17 protein-coding genes are annotated in these 19,540 nt (G+C 58.8%); 14 read left to right on the top strand and 3 right to left on the bottom strand.

Annotated elements, in window-relative coordinates; all coding sequences use genetic code 11:
• Positions 1-4 precede the first annotated feature (4 nt).
• The 14 genes from gatA (at position 5) to argF (ending at position 16,219) form a co-directional block, all read left to right on the top strand.
• Entirely contained in the window at positions 5-1,468 is a 1,464-nt protein-coding gene (gene gatA / locus MCACP_RS11040) for an Asp-tRNA(Asn)/Glu-tRNA(Gln) amidotransferase subunit GatA (RefSeq protein WP_406676812.1), read from the top strand.
• Between the two features lies 1 nt (position 1,469).
• Positions 1,470-2,900: an Asp-tRNA(Asn)/Glu-tRNA(Gln) amidotransferase subunit GatB gene (gene gatB, locus MCACP_RS11035; protein ID WP_406678742.1), complete on the top strand. Its 1,431-nt coding sequence runs from the start codon at positions 1,470-1,472 to the stop codon at positions 2,898-2,900.
• Between the two features lie 13 nt (positions 2,901-2,913).
• A complete protein-coding gene (locus MCACP_RS11030; RefSeq protein ID WP_406676811.1) occupies positions 2,914-3,606 on the top strand; it encodes an HAD family hydrolase in 693 nt (230 codons plus the stop codon).
• A 90-nt stretch (positions 3,607-3,696) separates the two neighbouring features.
• Positions 3,697-4,446 carry an XdhC family protein gene (locus tag MCACP_RS11025; RefSeq protein ID WP_406676810.1) on the top strand — a complete coding sequence of 250 codons (750 nt, stop codon included), beginning with the start codon at positions 3,697-3,699 and terminating at the stop codon, positions 4,444-4,446.
• Between the two features lie 147 nt (positions 4,447-4,593).
• On the top strand, positions 4,594-4,911 hold the full coding sequence (locus MCACP_RS11020) for an XdhC family protein (protein WP_406676809.1): 318 nt from the start codon (positions 4,594-4,596) through the stop codon (positions 4,909-4,911).
• Between the two features lie 3 nt (positions 4,912-4,914).
• Entirely contained in the window at positions 4,915-5,451 is a 537-nt protein-coding gene (locus tag MCACP_RS11015) for a cupin domain-containing protein (protein WP_406676808.1), read from the top strand.
• A 76-nt stretch (positions 5,452-5,527) separates the two neighbouring features.
• Positions 5,528-6,889 carry a selenium cofactor biosynthesis protein YqeC gene (yqeC, locus tag MCACP_RS11010; RefSeq protein WP_406676806.1) on the top strand — a complete coding sequence of 454 codons (1,362 nt, stop codon included), beginning with the start codon at positions 5,528-5,530 and terminating at the stop codon, positions 6,887-6,889.
• Positions 6,890-6,935: 46 nt separating this feature from the next.
• Positions 6,936-7,733 (top strand): selenium-dependent molybdenum cofactor biosynthesis protein YqeB, encoded by a 798-nt coding sequence (gene yqeB, locus MCACP_RS11005; RefSeq protein WP_406676805.1) that lies wholly within the window; start codon positions 6,936-6,938, stop codon positions 7,731-7,733.
• A 130-nt stretch (positions 7,734-7,863) separates the two neighbouring features.
• A complete protein-coding gene (locus MCACP_RS11000) occupies positions 7,864-8,319 on the top strand; it encodes a phosphatidylglycerophosphatase A family protein (RefSeq protein WP_406678741.1) in 456 nt (151 codons plus the stop codon).
• 145 nt (positions 8,320-8,464) lie between these two features.
• Positions 8,465-9,823 (top strand): PLP-dependent cysteine synthase family protein, encoded by a 1,359-nt coding sequence (locus MCACP_RS10995; protein ID WP_406676804.1) that lies wholly within the window; start codon positions 8,465-8,467, stop codon positions 9,821-9,823.
• Between the two features lie 68 nt (positions 9,824-9,891).
• Positions 9,892-12,459 (top strand): selenium-dependent xanthine dehydrogenase, encoded by a 2,568-nt coding sequence (gene xdh / locus MCACP_RS10990; protein ID WP_406676803.1) that lies wholly within the window; start codon positions 9,892-9,894, stop codon positions 12,457-12,459.
• A 37-nt stretch (positions 12,460-12,496) separates the two neighbouring features.
• Entirely contained in the window at positions 12,497-13,747 is a 1,251-nt protein-coding gene (locus MCACP_RS10985) for a threonine synthase (protein ID WP_406676802.1), read from the top strand.
• Between the two features lie 34 nt (positions 13,748-13,781).
• Entirely contained in the window at positions 13,782-15,137 is a 1,356-nt protein-coding gene (gene hydA, locus MCACP_RS10980; protein ID WP_406676801.1) for a dihydropyrimidinase, read from the top strand.
• Between the two features lie 101 nt (positions 15,138-15,238).
• Positions 15,239-16,219 (top strand): ornithine carbamoyltransferase, encoded by a 981-nt coding sequence (gene argF, locus MCACP_RS10975; RefSeq protein ID WP_406676800.1) that lies wholly within the window; start codon positions 15,239-15,241, stop codon positions 16,217-16,219.
• 105 nt (positions 16,220-16,324) lie between these two features.
• On the opposite strand, the gene MCACP_RS10970 is transcribed toward argF, so the two are convergent.
• The 3 genes from MCACP_RS10970 to MCACP_RS10960 form a co-directional block, all read right to left on the bottom strand.
• Positions 16,325-18,154, bottom strand: coding sequence for an ArnT family glycosyltransferase (locus tag MCACP_RS10970; RefSeq protein WP_406676799.1), 1,830 nt, complete (start codon positions 18,152-18,154; stop codon positions 16,325-16,327).
• A gap of 60 nt (positions 18,155-18,214) precedes the next feature.
• Positions 18,215-19,120 carry a decaprenyl-phosphate phosphoribosyltransferase gene (locus MCACP_RS10965; protein ID WP_406676798.1) on the bottom strand — a complete coding sequence of 302 codons (906 nt, stop codon included), beginning with the start codon at positions 19,118-19,120 and terminating at the stop codon, positions 18,215-18,217.
• A 192-nt stretch (positions 19,121-19,312) separates the two neighbouring features.
• A complete protein-coding gene (locus MCACP_RS10960; protein WP_406676797.1) occupies positions 19,313-19,531 on the bottom strand; it encodes a hypothetical protein in 219 nt (72 codons plus the stop codon).
• Between the last annotated feature and the right edge of the window lie 9 nt (positions 19,532-19,540).

Raw genomic sequence — 19,540 nt, 5'->3', positions numbered from 1 at the left:
GAAGATGGATTTACACTATTTGACCGCCCATGAGCTGGGCGATCTTTTACAGCGCCGCGAGGTCAGCGCCGTAGAGGTTACCGAAGCCATGCTCGAGCGCATCGAGGCCGTCGATGGCCGGGTGCAGGCTTATCTAACCCGGACGGCCGAAGAGGCCCTGGAGCAGGCTAAAGCCGTTGACGCGGCCCGCGCCCGGGGGGAGGAACCGGGGCCCCTGGCCGGCGTGCCCATGGCCTTAAAGGACAACCTCTGCACCGAAGGAGTACGGACAACCTGTGCTTCCCGGATGCTGGCCGGGTGGGTGCCCCCCTATGACGCTACCGTGGTCCGGCGCCTTAAAGATGCCGGAGCGGTAATGCTGGGCAAGCTTAATATGGATGAATTTGCCATGGGTTCCTCCACGGAAAACTCCGGCTTTTTCCCGACCCGTAATCCCTGGGACCTGGAGCGGGTGCCGGGCGGGTCCAGCGGCGGTTCGGTAGCGGCCGTGGCCGCCGGGGAGGCCTGTTATGCCCTCGGGTCCGATACCGGCGGTTCCATCCGCCAGCCGGCCTCCTTTTGCGGCGTCGTCGGTATGAAACCCACCTATGGCCGGGTGTCGCGTTATGGCCTGGTGGCCTTCGCCTCATCCCTGGACCAGATCGGCCCCATTACCCGGGATGTCACCGATTGCGCCCTGGTCCTGGGGGTCATTGCCGGTCATGATCCCTCTGATTCCACCTCGGCCGACCTGCCGGTACCTGATTACCGGGCGGCTTTAAAACCTGAAATTAAAGGTTTAAAAATAGGTGTACCGCGGGAGTATTTCGGTGCCGGCATGGAACCGGAGGTCGAGACGGTCGTCCGCCGGGCCATTGCCAAACTTGAGGAAATGGGGGCCATTTGCGAAGAGACTTCCCTGCCCCATACGGAATACGCCCTGCCGGCCTATTACCTGGTGGCCCCGGCGGAGGCTTCCTCCAACCTGGCCCGTTATGACGGCGTCAGTTACGGTCTCCGGGTGCCGGGCAAAGACATTATTGAAATGTATATGAACACCAGGAGCCGGGGTTTTGGACCGGAGGTAAAGCGGCGCATCATGCTGGGTACCTACGCCTTGAGTTCGGGCTACTACGACGCTTATTACCTGAAAGCCCTGAAGGTAAGGACCCTTATTCGCCGGGATTTCGAAGCCGCCTTTAACAAATACGACCTGCTGGCAACCCCAACATCGCCTACAGTAGCTTTCCGTTTAGGGGAAAAAGCAGGGGATCCCCTGGCTATGTATATGTCTGACCTCTGCACTATTCCTGTTAATATGGCCGGGTTGCCGGCCCTCTCCATCCCCTGCGGCTTCAGCCAGGGGCTGCCCGTTGGCCTGCAGTTGATCGGTAAAGCCTTTGATGAGGCAACCCTGCTGCGGGTAGCTTACGCCTTTGAACAAGCTACCGAATATCACCGGCGGCGGCCGGAGCTGGGAGTGGCTTAAAGTGGAATATGAAGCTGTTATCGGCCTGGAAGTCCATGTGGAGCTGAAAACCAATGCCAAGGCTTTCTGTGGCTGTACCACGGCCTTCGGCGGTGAACCCAACACCCATGTCTGCCCCGTCTGCCTGGGGCTGCCCGGGGTGCTGCCGGTCATTAACCGGCGGGTGGTGGAGTTCGGGCTAAAGACGGCCCTGGCGCTGAACTGCCAGGTGGCAACCTTCTGCAAGTTTGACCGCAAGAATTACTATTACCCGGATCTACCCAAAAACTACCAGATATCCCAGTACGACCTGCCCCTGGCCAGGGGGGGCCATTTAAAGATTACCGTTGACGGCGAAGAACGGATTATCGGCATCACCAGGGTGCATATGGAAGAAGACGCCGGCAAGCTGATTCACGTCGACGGTCCCGACGGCGGTTACTCCCTGGTGGACTACAACCGGACGGGGGTACCCCTGCTGGAGATCGTCTCCGAGCCGGACCTGCGCTCGCCGGCCGAAGCCCGGGCTTACATGGAAAAGCTGCGGGCCATCCTCCAATACCTGGATGTGTCCGACTGCAAGATGGAAGAAGGATCGTTACGCTGTGATGCCAATGTGTCGGTGCGGCCGCGGGGGAGCCAGTCCTTCGGCACCAAGACGGAAGTGAAGAACCTGAACTCCTTCCGCTCCCTGCAGCGGGCTCTGGAGTATGAGATCGAGCGCCAGATTGCCATCCTGGAAAGCGGCGGCCGGGTGGAGCAGGCCACCATGGCCTGGGATGAGAACCGTGGCGTGACGTATGTCATGCGCACCAAGGAAGAAGCCCAGGATTACCGCTATTTCCCTGACCCCGACCTGGTACCTTTAGAGATTGACGCCGCCTGGATCGAGCGGGTGCGCAGGGAACTGCCGGAGTTGCCCGACGCTCGCTGCCGCCGCTTGATTGACGATTATGGCCTGCCGGCCTACGATGCCGGGGTGATTACCAGCTCGCGGGATCTCGCCGATTATTTTGACCGGGTGGTGGCCCTCTATCCCGACGCCAAGACCGTCAGCAACTGGATCATGGGCGACTTCCTGCGCCTTTTAAATGCCGGCAACCTGGAACCGGGACAATCTCCGGTACCGCCGGAAGAAATGGCGAGTCTCTTGCAACTGCAAAAGGAAGGGACCATCAGCGGCAAGATTGCCAAGCAGGTCCTGGAAGAGATGTTTGCCACCGGTAAAGGGGCGCGCCAGATAGTCGAGGAAAAGGGCCTGGTCCAGATCAGCGATGTGGCCGCCCTGACGCAGATTGTCGAGGAAGTCCTGGCCGCCAACCCGGGTGTGGTTGAGGATTACCGCAACGGCAAAGACAAGGCCCTGGGATTCCTGGTGGGCCAGGTGATGAAGGCCACCAGGGGCAAGGCCAACCCCGGTCTGGTGAACCAGCTGCTGAAGGAACGGCTGTAAGGGGGGAGGGGTTTTGTTCGCCGGCGTACTCTTTGATTTTGACGGCACCCTGGTGGATACCTCCGAACTGGTGATCAAGTCCTTCCAGCATACCCTGGCGCCATACCTGGGCCGGAAGGTAGCTCCGGAAGAGATTTACCCTTATTTTGGCATCCCCCTGCGGGACGGCTTGAGCGCCTTTGTACCAGGTCAGTCCGATCTCGTAGAAGAGATGCTCCCCATTTACCGCCGCTTCAGCGAGGAACATTTTGACACCCTGGTACGGCCCTGCCCGGGGGTGCGGGAAGGCCTGGAAGAGCTCCGGGCGGCAGGTATCAAGCTCGGTATCGTTACTTCCCGCGTGCGGGAAACCACCCTCTATGGCCTGCGCCTTTTCCACCTGGAAGATTTTTTCCCGGTAGTGGTTACCATGGAAGACGTGCGCAGCCACAAGCCGGGTCCGGAGCCGGTCCGGCGCGGCCTTGAGCTATTACAGCTTGCTCCAGCTGAAGTAGCAATGATCGGCGACAGCCCCCACGATATTATGGCAGCAAGGGCGGGTGGGGTAACGAGCGTGGCAGCGGGGTGGAGCAGGATCCCCCGGGAACGCCTGCTGGCCGCCCGTCCGGACGCCGTCGTAAATACCATGGCGGAGTTTGTAGATTTTTGCCTGGAAGGCAATTTGGCAGCGGCCGATGGTTGCGGCCGCCTCTCTCATGAAGGCTGACCATGGTCCACCCGGTAAGTGGGAAATGTTTTGGGAGTCAGGTTAAGAGGCCTGCAAAAAGTCTGGGTTGACGGAGGAAGGAGAGCAGCCATGGATAAATTGGCCTTTTTCCGGCAGCTCCTGGCGGCCCTGGAGGGTCAGCAGCCGGGAGTAGCCGCTACGGTAGTCAAAGCAGAAGCAGGCCTGCCGGGAGTGGCACCTGGCAACCGTTTCCTATGGACTCCGGAGGGTCATTACGGCAGCCTGGGATCAGCAAATCTGGAAGCCGCTGTAGCTGAACGGGCCAGGGAGGTTTTAGCCGGGCGCCGGCCCCGGTTGGAAACCATAGACCTGGATGCGGGCGGCGTAACCCTTTTCCTGGAACCGGTGCTCCCCGAACCGGAAGTTATCGTCCTGGGGGGCGGCCATGTGGGCCAGAAGGTTGCTGCGGTTGCCAAACTGGCCGGCTACCGGGTAAGCGTAATTGACGACCGTCCTGACTTCGCAAATCGCGCCCTATTCCCAGCAGCCGATAGAATAATTTGTAATAACTTTACGGCGGCCCTGCAGGAAATTAAGCTCACTCCCTCCACTTTTATCGTTATCGTCACCCGGGGCCACCGCTATGATTATGACTGCCTGCGGGCCGTAATCGACTCTCCGGCGGCCTATATCGGCATGATCGGCAGCCGGCGGCGCGTCCAGGGGGTTAAAGAGCGCCTGCTGGCCGAGGGTGTAAGTGAAGCGGCCCTGGAGCGAATTCATGCCCCCATCGGCCTGGACATCGGTGCTGAAACGCCGGCGGAGATTGCCGTCAGTATCCTGGCGGAGATTATCCGGGTTTATCGACGTGGAGCTTAAATCTACCGCCCCTCTTTAAGAGCCGGCGGTTATTTTTTAGCAGCGAAAAATAAAGATAAAGATTGTCAGCAAAGAAGGAAAAAGAGTTAAATATGTTGTAATAAATACTTAAGGAGTTCAGTTGACTTAAGCGGGGGAGCCAGCAAGATGGACCGGGAGCTTGTTCAAGGGGCGGTTAGATTGATGGAGCAGGGAGAGCCTTGTGCCCTGGCGACTATAATCCGGGTCAAGGGTTCGGCGCCCCGGGAAGCCGGAACCCAGATGCTGATCACTGCCGGGGGCCAAACCCTGGGAACCATCGGCGGCGGTTGTGCCGAAGCGGCCATTCGCCAGCGGGCATTGCTGGTCCTGGAAAAGGGGGAGCCGGAAATATATCACCTGGACCTGACGGCCGACACAGCTGCCGACGAAGGCATGGTCTGTGGCGGGATTATGGATGTATTTATCGAGCCACTGGGAGGGTAAAGAGTGCTTGGAGAGAAGATACGCAACCTACGCCGGGAGCGGGGCATGAGCCTCAAGGATGTAGCGGAAAAAACCGGTCTCACTTCCAGTTTTTTAAGCCAGGTGGAACGGGATCTGGCCGATCCCTCTATTACCTCTTTACGCAAAATTGCCGAGGCTCTGGATATCCCTATTTTTTATTTCCTATTAAATCATGAAGACCACAGCCCGGTAGTGCGGAAAGACCAGCGCAAGGTCCTGCGTTTTCCCCGCTCCCACTTGACCTATGAACTCCTTTCACCGGATTTAAACCGTAAGATGGAAGTGATGATGGGCCGCCTGGAGCCGGGAGCGGCCAGCTGCGACGAGCCCCTGGCGCACCCGGGGGAAGAATGCATTGTCGTCCTCGAGGGAATTATGGAAATCGACATCGGCGGGGAAGTCTACCGGCTGGAAGCGGGGGACAGCATCTACTATTACGCCTCCATCCCCCACAAGCTGTGGAGTGCCGGAAACAAAGACCTGGTCTTTATTTCGGCCATTACGCCCCCCCAGTTTTAAAGTCCCTGATGGAGGCCGGCGCCCTTAGCTGTTTATAATGCCGGGTTATTATTAAGTGTTCTTGGGGGATTTTTCGATGCGCTTATACCAGGCCCTGGGGTTACAGGCCAGAGAGATCATCACTGTTGTCGGGGCAGGGGGTAAAACCTCGGCCCTTATTTGTCTGGCCCGCGAACTGGCAGCCGCTGGGCGCCGGGTGGTTGTTGCCCCGACCACAAAAATGCTTTTAAGCCAGCTCCGGCAGCTGGCGGAACCGGTCATTACCAGCGATACCGCCAGCCTGGCAGCAGGTGTGGCAGCCGGTCTAAAGAGGGGGAATCTGATCACCTGCGGGTCTGGGGTTACTGACCAGGGTAAGATTAAGGGCCTGGACGCGGCAGGCGTAACTGCGCTGGCAGAACTGGATATTGATTACCTCCTCCTCGAGGGCGATGGAGCGGCGGGAGCCCTCCTCAAGGTCCCGGCGGACCACGAGCCGGTCATCCCGCCGGTGACAACCATGGTGGTGACGGTCGCCGGCCTGCCGGTGCTGGGGCGGCCCCTGGCCGCCCCCTTTGTCCACCGCCCCCGGCTGGCGGCAGGTCTGCTGGGACGGGAAGAGGGCTTCCTGGTGACAGACCATGATGTGGCCCGGCTCCTGGTCCATCCTCGCGGCGGGCGTAAAGGGGTGCCGCCGGCGGCGCAATGGGTGGTTTTGTTAAACCAGGCTGAAGATTATGAACTGCTGCGGGCGGGCAGGTCCGTGGCCGGGGCCGTCCTCGCCGCCGGCGGCGAGAAGGTTATCCTGGGTGCGGTGGCCACCCCGGCGCCGGTGCGCCAGGTAATACTGCGACAGGCAACGAGAACGGCCGGGCCGGTGGGAATAGTTGTCCTGGCCGCCGGGACCGGGGAGCGCCTTGGCGGCGGCAAGCAACTATTGTCAATAGCCGGCCAGCCAATGGTACGACGGGTGGTAGCCACGGCCCAGGCAGCCTTACCGGGGAATGTTGTCGTGGTCCTGGGTCACGAGGCCGGCAGGGTGGTAGCGGCCCTGGAAGGCTTACGGGTAAATCTGGCTTACAATCCCGGCTACCGCCGGGGCCTCAGCACCTCCCTGCAGGCCGGGCTGGCCGCCCTCGGGCCGGAAAGCCGGGCCGCCCTTTTTGTCCTGGCCGACCAGCCGGGAGTCACGCCGGAAGTCATCACCCGGTTGTGTGGCGCTTACCGGCAGGGAGGGAAAAAGATTATTGTTCCCGTTTACCAGGGACGGCGGGGCAATCCGGTTCTCATCGACCGCACTCTCTGGCCGGAAATCATGGCCCAGCAGGGGGATGTGGGAGCCAGGGAGATTATCCGGGTTCATCCGGAGGAAGTGCTGGCGGTAGAAGTGGACTGCCCCGGAGTGGTGCAGGATATCGATACCCCGGCTGATTACCGGGACTGGCTGGGGGAGCAGTAACTTTTGCCAACTCTGACTTCTAACTAAATTTCCAGGGGGCAGGAAAGTGCGACATCTGGTGGTCATCAAAGGGGCGGGGGATCTGGCTAGCGGTGTGGCCCACCGTCTCCAACAAGCCGGTTTTCCGGTAATCATGACGGAAATAGCCCGGCCAACGGTAATCCGCCGGGCCGTGGCCTTTGCCGAAGCGGTTTATTCCGGCGCCGTTACTGTAGAGGGAGTTACGGCCCGGCTGGTGACCGGCCCGGAGGAGGCCCTAACGAAAGCCACGCAGGGAGAAATTGCCGTGCTGGTGGATCCCCGGGCCGGGGTTATCGCGGCCCTCCGGCCGGAAATTGTCGTAGATGCCATCATGGCCAAGACCAACCTGGGGACAAGCATAGAGCAGGCACCCATTGTCATCGCCCTGGGGCCTGGCTTTACGGCCGGCCGTGACGCCCACGCGGTAGTGGAGACAAGGCGCGGCCATTATCTCGGCCGGGTCATCTGGCAGGGCGAAGCCCTGCCCAATACCGGTATCCCGGGTGAAGTCATGGGCTATACCGAAGAAAGGGTCTTGAGGGCGCCGGCAGATGGTATATTTAAGGGATGCAAGGCCATCGGCGACCCGGTAACCGCTGGCGAAACAGTGGCCATGGTTGGCGATGTGCCCCTGCGGGCGCGGATCAGCGGCGTGCTGCGGGGTATCCTCCACGACGGCCTGGAAGTCACCAGAGGGATGAAGGTCGGCGACATCGACCCCCGCGGTGAACGGGACTACTGCTTCACCATTTCCGACAAAGCCCGGGCCATCGCCGGGGGTGTGCTGGAGGCTATTTTGCACCTGCGGGAAAAGCTGCGGTAAAAATAATGAATTTATGTTATAATAGGGTTACTTCTTATAACGAGGGGGGACAGGAGCAGTGAGTGTGGCACAGCCAAAGGAAAATCAATATGCCAGTTCCCTGTTGCTCAAGCAGCTGGCCATAACCTGGATGGAACGGCGGGGGGTATCGCTGGAAGATATCGCCCGCCTGGTATATGAAGTCCAGCAAAAATATATTCCTAACCTTACCATGGCCGCCTGCCGCGAAAGCGTTGAGCGGGTGCTGGAAAAGCGGGAGGTCCAGAACGCCGTCTTTACCGGCATAGCCATTGATGAGCTGGCCGAAAAGGGGCAACTGGCCGAACCCCTGGCCACCATGCTGAAGAGTGACGACGGCCTGTACGGCATTGACGAGGTCTTGGCCCTGAGCATAGTCAATATTTACGGTTCCATCGGTTTTACCAACTTCGGTTACCTGGACAAGGTCAAGCCGGGCATCATCGGCGTGGTCAACAGCAAGAAAAACGAGAAGGTCAACACCTTCCTCGACGACCTGGTGGCCGCCATCGCCGCCGCCGCTTCCTCCCGCCTGGCCCACCGCGACCGGGACGGGCTGCTGAAGTGAGGATGAAAAAGATAAAAAGCAGTAAAATAAAACCCTCCTTTTTAGCTATAAAAGGAGGGTTTATTTTTTCCACGTCGAACTATACCATAAGTGTGAGTGAAGTTTTTTGCACTCAGTAATATTACATTTAACTGGAGGGATCCATATGGCGGGTAAGATTCCCTTTGGCCCGACCTTCACGGAGATGTGCGACCCGGAGCAAATTGACCCGGCAATAAGACAGCGGGCCTTAAAAGCCCTCAAGGAGGATGAGCTGGACCCCATTAACCTGTTCAACATCACTTGGAAAGACGAAAACAACCAGGTGCGGAAAATGGTGCTCCCCCCGGAAGTGACGGGGGTGGACGCCAATATCGTCGTCCTCCTGGGTCGGGGCTTCCCGTCCGGTTCCCACAAGGTGGGCCCGGCCTACGCCACCCTGATTGAAGGCTGCGTTGACGGCGTCATCAAGCCCGGTGAACATACCATCCTGGGGCCCTCAACGGGCAATTTCGGCATCGGCGTGGCCTATATCTGCAAGCTCCTGGGCTTCCGGGCGGTAGTCATCATGCCCGACAACATGAGCAAGGAACGTTATGAACGCATCCGCAAGTACGGCGGCGAGCTGGACCTCACTCCCGGCACGGAGTCCGACGTTATTTTGACCCTGCAGCGCACCTATGAACTGAAAAAAGATCCGAAAAATTATGCCCTGGCCCAGTTTGAGCTGTTGCCCAACTACCGCTTCCACCGCCACGTTACCGGTAATGCCGCCATTGAGGCCGTCCGGGGTATCGGCAACGGCCGTATCGCCTGCTTTACTTCGGCCCCAGGCTCGGCGGGAACCCTGGCTGCCGGCGACCAGATTAAGAAGGTTTTCCCGGAATGTAAAGTGGCGGCCCTGGAGCCCTATGAGTGTTCCACCCTGTATGACGGGGGCCGCGGCCAGCACCGCATTGAGGGTATCGGCGACAAGATGTGCACCCTCATCCACAATGTCCTCAATACGGATTTTATTGTCCTCATCCACGATGAAGATACCGTCCGCGGCTTGAAGGTCTTCCAGGATGGTACCGAAGTCCTGATGAAGAATGGCGTCAAAGAAGCCGAAGCCCTGGCCTTACGCGACAATTTCGGTCCTTCCGGCATTTGCAACATCCTGGGCGCCATTAAAATGGCCAAATACCTGCGTTTAGGCCCCGGCGATAATGTGGTGACCGTTGCCACCGACGGTTTTGACCGCTATCCTTCCGTACTGGAGGACCTGGCCCGGCGGACCCTGGAAATTGAGGACTTTGTCCTGGAACGCTGGTTTAAAGATATTTTCCTCAAGGCCCATACCCATTATATTCTGGACACCCGCAGGCCGGAGGCCAAGGAACGGCTCTTCCAGCAGAAGGAGAAAGACTGGTTGCCCTTTGGGTACACCAGAGAATACCTGGACGCCATGAAGAGCCCCTCCTTCTGGGATGACGAGTACGCCAAAATTGAGTATTACGACGCGAAAATAAAAGAGATGCGTTAAAATCCCCTTTACATCAGGAGGGGACTGCACCTAGCAACCGGGAAACCAAGCCGAACGGGGGGAACGGCATGCGGTTGGAATTGCAGGTTAATGGCCGGCGGCGGGTGGTTGATGTTCACCAGGACGCTACCTTGCTGGAAGTGTTACGGGAGGATTTACGGCTAACGGGGGCCAAAAACGGTTGTGGCGAGGGTACCTGCGGCGCCTGCACCGTAATCATGGGCGGCAAGGCGGTCCGGGCCTGCCGGACACCCGTGGCCAGGGCCGCCGGCCGGGAGATCATTACCATCGAGGGCTTGAGCCCGCGGGAAAAGGAGATTTATACTTTCGCCTTTACGGCGGCCGGGGCGGTACAGTGCGGCTTTTGCACGCCGGGGATGGTCATGGAAGCCAAGGCCCTCCTCGACCGGCAACCTTCCCCAAGCGAAGAGGAAATCCGCCAGGCCTTCAAGGCCCACCTCTGCCGTTGTACCGGTTACCAGAAGATAATTGAGGCCGTGCGGCTGGCCGGCCGCGCTTTAAGGGGCGAGATTGAGCCCCGGGCAGGTGAACCGGCCGGTATGGGCAAAGCCTTTTTCCGGCCCGATGCCAGGGCCAAAGTCCTGGGGGAAGCCATCTTTGTCGACGACATGCAGGTTCCGGGAATGCTTTATGGGGCCGTTTTCCGCCTGCCCTGCGCCCGGGCGAAGGTAAAGGCCATTGATGTCACGGCGGCTAAGGAGCAGCCCGGAGTGGTGGCCGTCCTTACTGCAGACGATATTCCGGGGGAGCGCTATCAGGGGCATATTTATAAAGACTGGCCGGCCCTGGTGGCCGTGGGCGAGGAAACCCGCTATATCGGCGATGCCCTGGCCCTGGTGGCGGCCAGAAGCTTACAGGAAGCCAGGGCGGCATTAAACTATATCAAAGTTGATTATGAAGAGCTGCCCCCCCTGGCTTCGCCGCAAGACGCCCTGGCGCCGGGGGCGCCGGCCCTGCACCCCGGAGGTAATTTATTGAGCGAAACCATGGTTAAAAAGGGGGACGCCGAGGCAGCCTTAAAGTCCTGCGCCCACGTGGTAACCAATACTTATACCACGCCCTTTACGGAACACGCCTTCCTGGAGCCGGAGAGCGCCCTGGCGGTACCTGAAGACGGGGGCCTTACGGTCTATACCGGCACCCAGGGCGTTTATGAGATCCATACCCAGCTGGTTTCCCTCCTGAATCTACCACCGGCAAAGGTACGGGTTGTTAACAGGTGTGTTGGCGGCGGTTTTGGCGGCAAAGAAGACCTGAGCGTGCAGCATCATGCCGCCCTGCTGGCCTGGGCAACCCAGAAACCGGTGAAATTGACCTGGACCCGGCGGGAAAGCATCCTCTGCCACCCCAAGCGCCATGCCATGACCATTACCATGACGACGGGGTGTGATGAGAAAGGTAACCTGGTGGCCCTGGTGGCCGATCTGGTGGCCGACACCGGCGCTTATGCCTCCCTGGGGGCCCAGGTGCTGGAGCGGGCCTGCACCCATGCTACCGGTCCCTACCGCATCCCCAACGTTACCATTCGCGGCCGGGCCGTCTATACCAATAATCCCCCGGCCGGGGCTTTCCGCGGTTTTGGGGTGCCCCAGTCCAACTTCGCCATAGAGAGCCAGATGAACCTTCTGGCAGAAGCTACCGGCCTATCCCCCTGGCAAATCCGCTGGCAGAACGCCCTGGAACCGGGTGACACCCTGGGCACCAGGCAGGTAGTCAGCGCCGACATCGGCTTGAAAGACACCCTGCTGGCCGTCAAGGAAGCCTTTGAAAGCAGCCCTTACGCCGGCATTGCCTGCGGTTTTAAAAATGTCGGCCTCGGTGTTGGTACTCGCGATGTGGGCCGGGCCAGGCTGGCGGTCAGCGGCGGAAGGGTAAAAATTTACTCCGGTGCGGCCTGCATGGGCCAGGGGCTGGAGGCGGTCCTCATCCAGATTGTCGCCGAGACTACCGGACTGCCGGCAACGCTCATTGATTGCGTCCTTGCCGATACGGCCCGGACTCCCGACGCCGGTTGCACCACGGCTTCCCGCCAGAGCCTCTTTACCGGGGAAGCAACCCGCCGGGCGGCGGCGGACCTGGCGGCAGCCTTGAAAGGCCGTACCCTTGCCGACCTGGAAGGCCGGGTTTTCCAGGGGGAATTCTACGGCGCCACTGATCCCCTTAATTCCAACAAGGAGCACCCTGTAACCCATGTCGGCTACAGCTATGCCACCCAGGTAGTCATCCTGGATGAGGAGGGACGCGTGGCGAAAGTAGTGGCTGCCTATGATGTGGGCCGGGCCATTAACCCTTTAAACCTGGAGGGCCAGATTGAAGGGGGCATTGTCATGGGCCTGGGTTATGCCCTGACGGAAGACTTCCCGGTACAGTATGGAATACCTGTACGCCAGACCCTAGGCAGGCTGGGGCTCCTGCGCAGTCACCAGGTGCCGCAGATGGAGGTGCATTTGATAGAAAAGGGCGGCACTCCCTTTGCCTATGGCGCCAAGGGTGTTGGCGAACTGGCCACCATTCCCACGGCGGCGGCCGTCGCCGGCGCCTACTACCGCCGCGACGGCAAATTGCGCCTGCGCTTGCCCCTGGAAGGAACGCCGTATACGCGAAATGGGAAGTGAGATGGATCAAAGTTATTTTCGTAGGAGATGACCTGAGGTGAGCAGCAATATAACCCAGTTGCGCTGCATTAATTGCAGCCGGACTTACCAGCCCCGGCCCGGCTTTTATACCTGCCCCATCTGTGGATCAACTGACGGTATCTTAGACGTGGAATATGATTATGACTATATCAACAAATATATTTCTAAAGAGAGCCTGGCCGGAAACAGGGAGCCTTCTATGTGGCGCTACCGTCCTTTCCTGCCGGTGGCCCAGGAGGGACCCCTGCCGCCTTTAAGGGTAGGCTGGAGCCCCCTTTACCGGGCCGAACGCCTGGCGGCCGAGCTGGGTTTAAAGGAGCTATATATTAAAGATGATGGGATTAATCCCACCGCTTCCCTGAAGGACCGGCCCTCGGCCGTGGCCGTGGCCCGGGCTCTGGCCGAAGGGGCCACGGTAGTGGCCTGCTCCTCCACCGGTAACGCTGCTTCTTCCCTTGCGGGAGCAGCGGCTTCTGTCGGCCTCAAGGCCGTGATCTTTGTCCCCGGCCGGGCACCCCAGGGCAAGGTGGCCCAGCTCCTGATCTTCGGGGCTACGGTCATCAGCGTCCAGGGCTCCTATGAAGACGCCTTTCGCCTGTCGGCGGCGGCTATAGAAGAGCACGGCTGGTATAACCGCAATGCAGCCATTAACCCCTACCTGGTGGAAGGCAAGAAGACCGCCTGCCTGGAGGTGGCCGAGCAGCTGCACTGGGAAGTACCCGACTGGGTAGTCCTGGCGGTGGGCGACGGCTGTACCATGGCCGGAGCCTGGAAAGCCTGGGTGGACCTGAAAAAAGCCGGCTGGATTGAGAAGCTGCCGCGGATGCTGGGGGTCCAGGCCGAGGGCTGCTGCCCCATTACCCGCGCCTACCGGGAGGGCACCAGGGTGCGGCCCATGGAGGAAAATACCCTGGCGGACAGCATCGCCGTCGGCGTGCCCCGCAATCCCGAAAAGGCCCTGCGGGCCGTCCGGGACTCCGGCGGGATCATGATCAACGTCAGCGATGAAGAAATCCTGGCGGCTATGCGGGTCCTGGGCCGCACCTGCGGCGTTTTCGGCGAACCCGCCGGGGTGGCCGGCACGGCCGGGCTCATGAAAGCCGTCCGGGAAGGGATTATTAAGCCGGAAGAAAAGGTTGTCACGCTGGTAACCGGCAACGGCCTCAAGGATGTGGCCAATGCCATCAAGGCCGCCGGCGAACCCATCCGGGTGGAGCCCTCCCTGGAAGCCCTCCGGCAGGCCCTGGCAGATTTGCAGCTCAACTAGCACAGGATGACTACTTTTTCGGGGGAGGGTTAAAGTGGACCTCTTGCTGAAGGGCGGGTGGGTTGTAACCGCCGAACGGGTAGAGCAGGCCGACGTGGCTATTAAGGGAGAAAAGATTGCCGCCGTAGGTGCGGATTTGACTGCGGAAGGTGCGGAAGTCCGGGACGTAACCGGTAAATATATAATGCCTGGAGCCATCGATGCCCACGTCCATTACCAGATGCCCATCGGTGAGCTCATGACGGCCGACGACTGGTTTACCGGGACGCGGCTGGCTGCCTGCGGTGGCGTCACTACCGTCATCGATTATGCCGAGCCGGCAAGCCCAGCGGAATCTTTGACTGCAGCCCTGAACAAGCGCCTGGATGAAGCCAGGGAACAGGCCTGCGTCGATTACGGCCTGCACCAGGTGGTCCTGCCCGGCCAGGAGGAAGACGAAGCGGAACTCAGGGCTGTCGTTGACAAGGGTGTTACCAGCTTCAAGGTATTTACCACCTATGCCCAGCGCCTGAGCCTGGCCGCCATAGGCCGCCTGCTGAAAATAGCGCGCCGGCTCGGGGCCCTGGTTACGGTTCACTGTGAGGATCATGAAATAGTTACGGCTAAGAGGGAAGCGCTGATCGCCGCCGGCCGGACAGACCCGGCCTACCATGCCTTGAGCCGCCCGGCAACGGCAGAGATCAAGGCCATCCAGGACGTCATTGCCCTGGCCGGGGAAGCCGGAGCACCTGTCTATATCGTTCACGTCTCTACCGGCGGTGGCGCGGAAGCCATTGCCGCCGCCCGCAGTAAAGGCCAGCGGGTCTACGGCGAGACCTGCCCCCATTACCTGCTCCTAACCGGGGATAAATACGCCGGACCGGACAGCCGCCTTTTCCTGGTGTGCCCGCCTTTAAGATCAGCGGCCGATAACGAGAGCCTCTGGCGACACCTGGCCGCCGGCGCCCTCCAGGTGGTGGCTACTGATCACTGCAGCTACAGCCGGGAGCAGAAAGATACCGGTACGGCCTTTTATAATACTCCCTCCGGGGTACCTGGAACAGAAACTTTATTATCCCTGCTTTATTCCTATGGCGTCCGCAACGGCTGGCTGACCCTGCCCCAGCTGGTGAAGGTGCTATCCACCAACCCGGCCCACCTTTTCGGCCTTTACCCGCGCAAGGGAAGCCTCAGGCCCGGGAGCGACGCCGATCTGGTAATTTTTGATCCCCGCAGGCAGGTTATCCTTACGGCGGCAAACCTTCATTCGGCAGCCGGTTATACTGTCTTCGAAGGTTTTCACCTGCAGGGCTACCTGGAAGCAACCTACCTGCGGGGCCGGCTTATCTACGATCAAGGACGTTTCCTGGGTCAGGCCGGCCAGGGCCGCTTTATTCCCGGCCGTGTTTAAAATTTTTATCCTTGCCCGGCAGGATTTTACTAAAAAAAGTTGAATTGGATTAAACGTGATTTAAGTAATTAAGCAAAATTTAGCTCAACGGGGGGAACAATATGCAGACCGATTTACGCGGGAAACACCTGATTACCCTGCAGGAGTGGACCAAAGAAGAAATCGATACGGTGCTGGATATTGCCTTTGATCTAAAAAGGCGTAAAGCCTTAGGAGAAAAACACCGCCTGCTCGAGGATAAAACCTTTTATATGCTCTTTTTTGAAAACTCCACTCGTACCCGCAACGCTTTCGAAACCGGTATGACCCAACTGGGCGGGCATGCCATTTTCTTGACTCCCTCGGCAACCCAGATCGGCCATGGCGAGACGGCCAAGGATACGGTAGAGGTCTTAAGCCGCTTTGGTGATGGTCTGGGCGTGCGTTACTGCACTTACAAAAAAGGAAACGCCTATATCCGGGAGCTGGCCAAATATTCCCGCATCCCCGTTATCAACATGCAGTGCGATTTATACCATCCCACCCAGGCCCTGGCTGATATCATGACCATCCAAGAGAAGTTCGGCAAAAACACCCGGGGTCTCAATTTCACCATTAGCTGGACTTACGCGCCCAATTATATCCGGCCCCTGTCCATGCCCCAATCCCTTATCCTCCTGATGAGCCGTTTTGGCATGAATGTCACCCTGGCCCATCCGCCCGAGTTCCATTTATTACCCGAAATTGTAGAACAGGCGAAGAAAAATGCGGAAGAAAACGGCGTCAAATTTAATATTGTCCATGACATGGACGAAGCCTGTAAAGATGCCCATATTATTTACGCCAAGAGCTGGGGCCCCATAGCCTATACCGGCAGCAGGGAGGAAGGCCTGGATCTGATTGAAAAATACAATACGTGGGTAATGGATGGCCGCCGCATGAAGCTCGGCCACAAGGATGCTATTTACATGCATTGTATGCCGGCCGACCGGGGCGTTGAAGTGACGGAAGAGGTTATGGATGGCCCGCAATCGGTAATTTACGATGAAGCCGAAAACCGCCTGCACACCATCAAGGCCCTCCTGGCGGCAACAATGAGGTAAAGGGTTAACACGCCGCGTTGCTCTTGCCCGGCAGCGAGGCCGCCTTTCTTCTTCAAGAGCGAAGAAAGGCGGCTTTTTTCTTTTCTATCTGCAAAGGTGGTATGCCTACTTCATCACCTTGTAGGTTACATAATCGCCGCAGGTAAAAAAGGGCTGGAGGACCTGCGGATTTTTTTGCGCCCAGCGGTAATAGAGGGAGGTAGTTGTTGTCAAGAAGTACTGGCTATCCCAGGCTTGCAGTTGGGCCAGCATGTCAGCTTCCGAAGTAGCAATGACGCGGTAGACCCGGTTTTCCAGGCGGGGACCGAAGAGCAGGTAGGGGAAGGCTGTTTCCGTAAAAGCAATGCGCGAACCAGGAGGCACCCGGTCAACCCAGGCCAACTCATCACCCCAGGGTGTGATCTGGAAAAAGGTACGCTGTTCCGGGGGCAGGGCCAGGAAGCGGGCTATTACCTGGGGGGTAAAATAACCGTGGGTTAAGCTGCCGGCAAGGGAGATGAGAACCAGGGCCAGGGTAGCGGCCCGCAAGGGCTGCGCCCAAAAGCGGGGCAGCCTCTCCTCCAGGTAAGCCAGGCTTAAAGCTCCGGCGGCGACAATGAAGATGGTATAACGCGTCCACCAGCTGGACGGCTGGAGCCAGAACAGCAGGGTCAGAGGCAGGAGGAGGAGCAGGAGGCGTCGCTGCCTCTGGACCAGCGCAAGGGTAAGGGTCACAAGCAGGGCCGGCGCTTCCAGGTAGAGCCACTGGGGGCCGAAGCCTCCCAGGCGCTGGTCGAAGGTGTAGGGACCACTGGTTTCCTGCCAGGAACGCAATAACTGCTGCCAGAAAGGCAGGCCTACCAGTTCCGGAGGTGTATTTTTGACCATAATCAGGTCGGTGACGCTGCCCTGGCCTGGCCAGAGGGTATACCCCAGCACTTTAAACGTAAAGGGGAAAAAGGGGTTGCCGTAAGCCAGCCAGTTACGCAGGTACCAGAAACTGCCCCACAGGAGCAGGGCTCCGGCAAAGATAACCAGGGAAAGGATCAGGTTTTGCCTGTAAGGCTGGTTGGCTGCCCGCCTGGCCGCCAGGTTGCCCGCGATGATAAAGAGAAAAACTACCGCCACATAGGGAGCGGCGGAAGCCTTTATCCCGAAAGTCAGGCCGCTGGCCAGGGCGGCCAGGAGTAAATAGGCGCGCCGCGGGTCATGGTAATAGCGGTAAGCAAAGTAAAAGGCCACCAGGAACATGCCCGCAAAGGCGACATCCACATAGCAGGTCTTGCTCTGGACCAGGACAATGGGCGTCAGGAAAAAAAGGCAGCCGGCTACGGCGCTGCTGGCCTGCTTTAAGCCTGTTTCCCGCCCCAGGGCGTAGACGGCCAGGCCCCCGGCCAGGGCGAAGGGCAGCTGGGTCAGGTCGACCAGCAGGTCGCTGCCGGCAAGCAGCATGTTCCAGGCAAAGATAAGCTCGGTGTTCATGGGATACACGTTGGCCCAGAGGGTATAGGGGCTTAAAACAATCCGGCCGGCCTGGAGCCAGGTGGCTACTGCCGTCAGGTGATAATAGAGGCTGTCCCAGGCATAGGGGGGAAACAGGTACCCCAGGAATATGAGCCAGATGGTTTCCAGGAAGGCCAGGAAAAGTAAAAGCCTGGCCCAGAAATTATGGCGCCAGCCGGCATAAAGCCGGAATTGGTGAGGACGCCCGGGGCCAGGGAAGAGGCGCCCCACCAGGATTGCACCGGCAAGCAGAATTAAATTTAACGCCAGCAGGTTGGTAGTTGTCAGGCGCAATACGGTACCGGCCAGGAGCATGGTGAATACGATTTGCCCCGCAGCTAGGGTAAAAATGGCCAGGAACATTTCAGCGGGGAGCAGACTGCGGCGGCGAATCAAAAAAAAGGCCGTGAGCAAAACTATTAAATTGCCGCTAGTGAAGGCCAGCCAGCTCAAAATACCAACCCTCCGGTCGCCGCTCCTGTTTTTATTTAAGTACCAGGGGCTTTGCAAACTTTATAACCAGTACAGGATGACAAAGCAGCTGGCCGCCCAGAGGAGGATGGTGGCCGCCAGGGGCTTATCTTTGAGGACCAGGCTTTCCGGCTCGCCGCCGCCCTGGCGGTGGTAGGTCAGGTACAGGTAGCGGCAGATGCCGAAGAGGACCAGGGGTACGGTATACATCAGCTGGGGCCGGGCAGCGCCGATAAAGGTGTAAATGGCATAGACGACAACGGTAGCCGAGGTAACTGTGGCAATAAGCTGGTCCAGCAGTTCTATGGAATACTCAGCCAGGATTCCCCGGTGGGCGGTAGCGTTGTCCAGGAGGACCAGTTCATGGCGGCGTTTACATAAAGCCAGGAAAAGGGCCAGGAGGATAACAGCTATGAGCAACCAGGCCGAAACCGCTACCATAATGGCCGCAGCGCCGGCAGTCACCCGCAGGACAAAACCCAGAGCGACGATGAAAACATCAATGAGGACCATTTGCTTTAAATAAAAGGAATAGGCCAGGGTCTGAAGGGCATAGGTGAGGCTTATTAGGCCCACCTGCCAGCTCAAAGTGAAGGCCCAGATGAGGCTACCGGCCAGGATGATGACGGCTGCCGCAGCCGCCGGCAGGGGAGCCAGCAGGCCGGCGGCAATGGGGCGGTGCTTCTTGCGGGGATGGTGGCGGTCCCTTTCCCGGTCGACCAGGTCATTGACCAGGTAGGTGCCCCCGGACAGGAGGCAAAAAATAACAAACACCTGGATGGTGCGTACCAGCAGGGGGATGTCCAGCAGGTGGCGGGAAAAAAGGATGGCGGCAAAGACAAAGGCATTTTTCGTCCACTGTTTGGGCCGCAGGCTTAAAAAAAGATAACGCCAGAAGTAGCGGCCCATTATAGCTTGCGCCCTGCCGGAGGTTTCCAGTAGACTCATATATCTTTTGACCTCCACGTTACGTGCTGTCCTTACCTATTTTATCCTATTTTACATGGCCATAACAACACCCTCGGGATACTGCTGCCTTAAAAAAAGCGTATCCAGTTGCCGCTGATGATAATGGAAATGAAAAGGGACAGGTGGAGACCTGTCCCGCTATAACCTGTAAAATTCAGCTCTGGCAACCCCTTATCCCAGCACTTTTTTCTTGACGTAAGGAATGATAATGGGCATGGTAATAATCATGGTCAAGATGAAAACCCATATTGTTCCGCCTATACGGGCCACAGCCGTATAGGCTCTCCCGTCAAGGAAGGTGATTACCAGGAAAAGCAGGGCCAGCGCCAGCGAGATACCGGTGTAAATTATAGCCGCCTGCCTTGCGGCTTTCGCTTCCAGATCTTGCATCCTGTTTTA

This window comes from Neomoorella carbonis, from assembly GCF_045278715.1.
Taxonomy (GTDB): Bacteria; Bacillota; DSM-521; order Neomoorellales; family Neomoorellaceae; genus Neomoorella; species Neomoorella carbonis.
The sequence above is the reverse complement of the archived record's forward strand: the minus strand, read 5'-3'. Positions and strand labels throughout refer to the sequence as shown.

Bases quoted from the DNA above. Each gene is read 5' to 3' on its own strand.
- gatA (WP_406676812.1), top strand. From the start codon at position 5: ATGGATTTACACTATTTGACCGCCCATGAGCTGGGCGATCTTTTACAG.
- MCACP_RS11025 (WP_406676810.1), top strand. From the start codon at position 3,697: ATGGATAAATTGGCCTTTTTCCGGCAGCTCCTGGCGGCCCTGGAGGGT.
- MCACP_RS11020 (WP_406676809.1), top strand. From the start codon at position 4,594: ATGGACCGGGAGCTTGTTCAAGGGGCGGTTAGATTGATGGAGCAGGGA.
- yqeC (WP_406676806.1), top strand. From the start codon at position 5,528: ATGCGCTTATACCAGGCCCTGGGGTTACAGGCCAGAGAGATCATCACT.
- MCACP_RS11000 (WP_406678741.1), top strand. From the start codon at position 7,864: ATGGAACGGCGGGGGGTATCGCTGGAAGATATCGCCCGCCTGGTATAT.
- MCACP_RS10995 (WP_406676804.1), top strand. From the start codon at position 8,465: ATGGCGGGTAAGATTCCCTTTGGCCCGACCTTCACGGAGATGTGCGAC.
- xdh (WP_406676803.1), top strand. From the start codon at position 9,892: ATGCGGTTGGAATTGCAGGTTAATGGCCGGCGGCGGGTGGTTGATGTT.
- argF (WP_406676800.1), top strand. From the start codon at position 15,239: ATGCAGACCGATTTACGCGGGAAACACCTGATTACCCTGCAGGAGTGG.
- MCACP_RS10965 (WP_406676798.1), bottom strand. From the start codon at position 19,120: ATGAGTCTACTGGAAACCTCCGGCAGGGCGCAAGCTATAATGGGCCGC.
- MCACP_RS10960 (WP_406676797.1), bottom strand. From the start codon at position 19,531: ATGCAAGATCTGGAAGCGAAAGCCGCAAGGCAGGCGGCTATAATTTAC.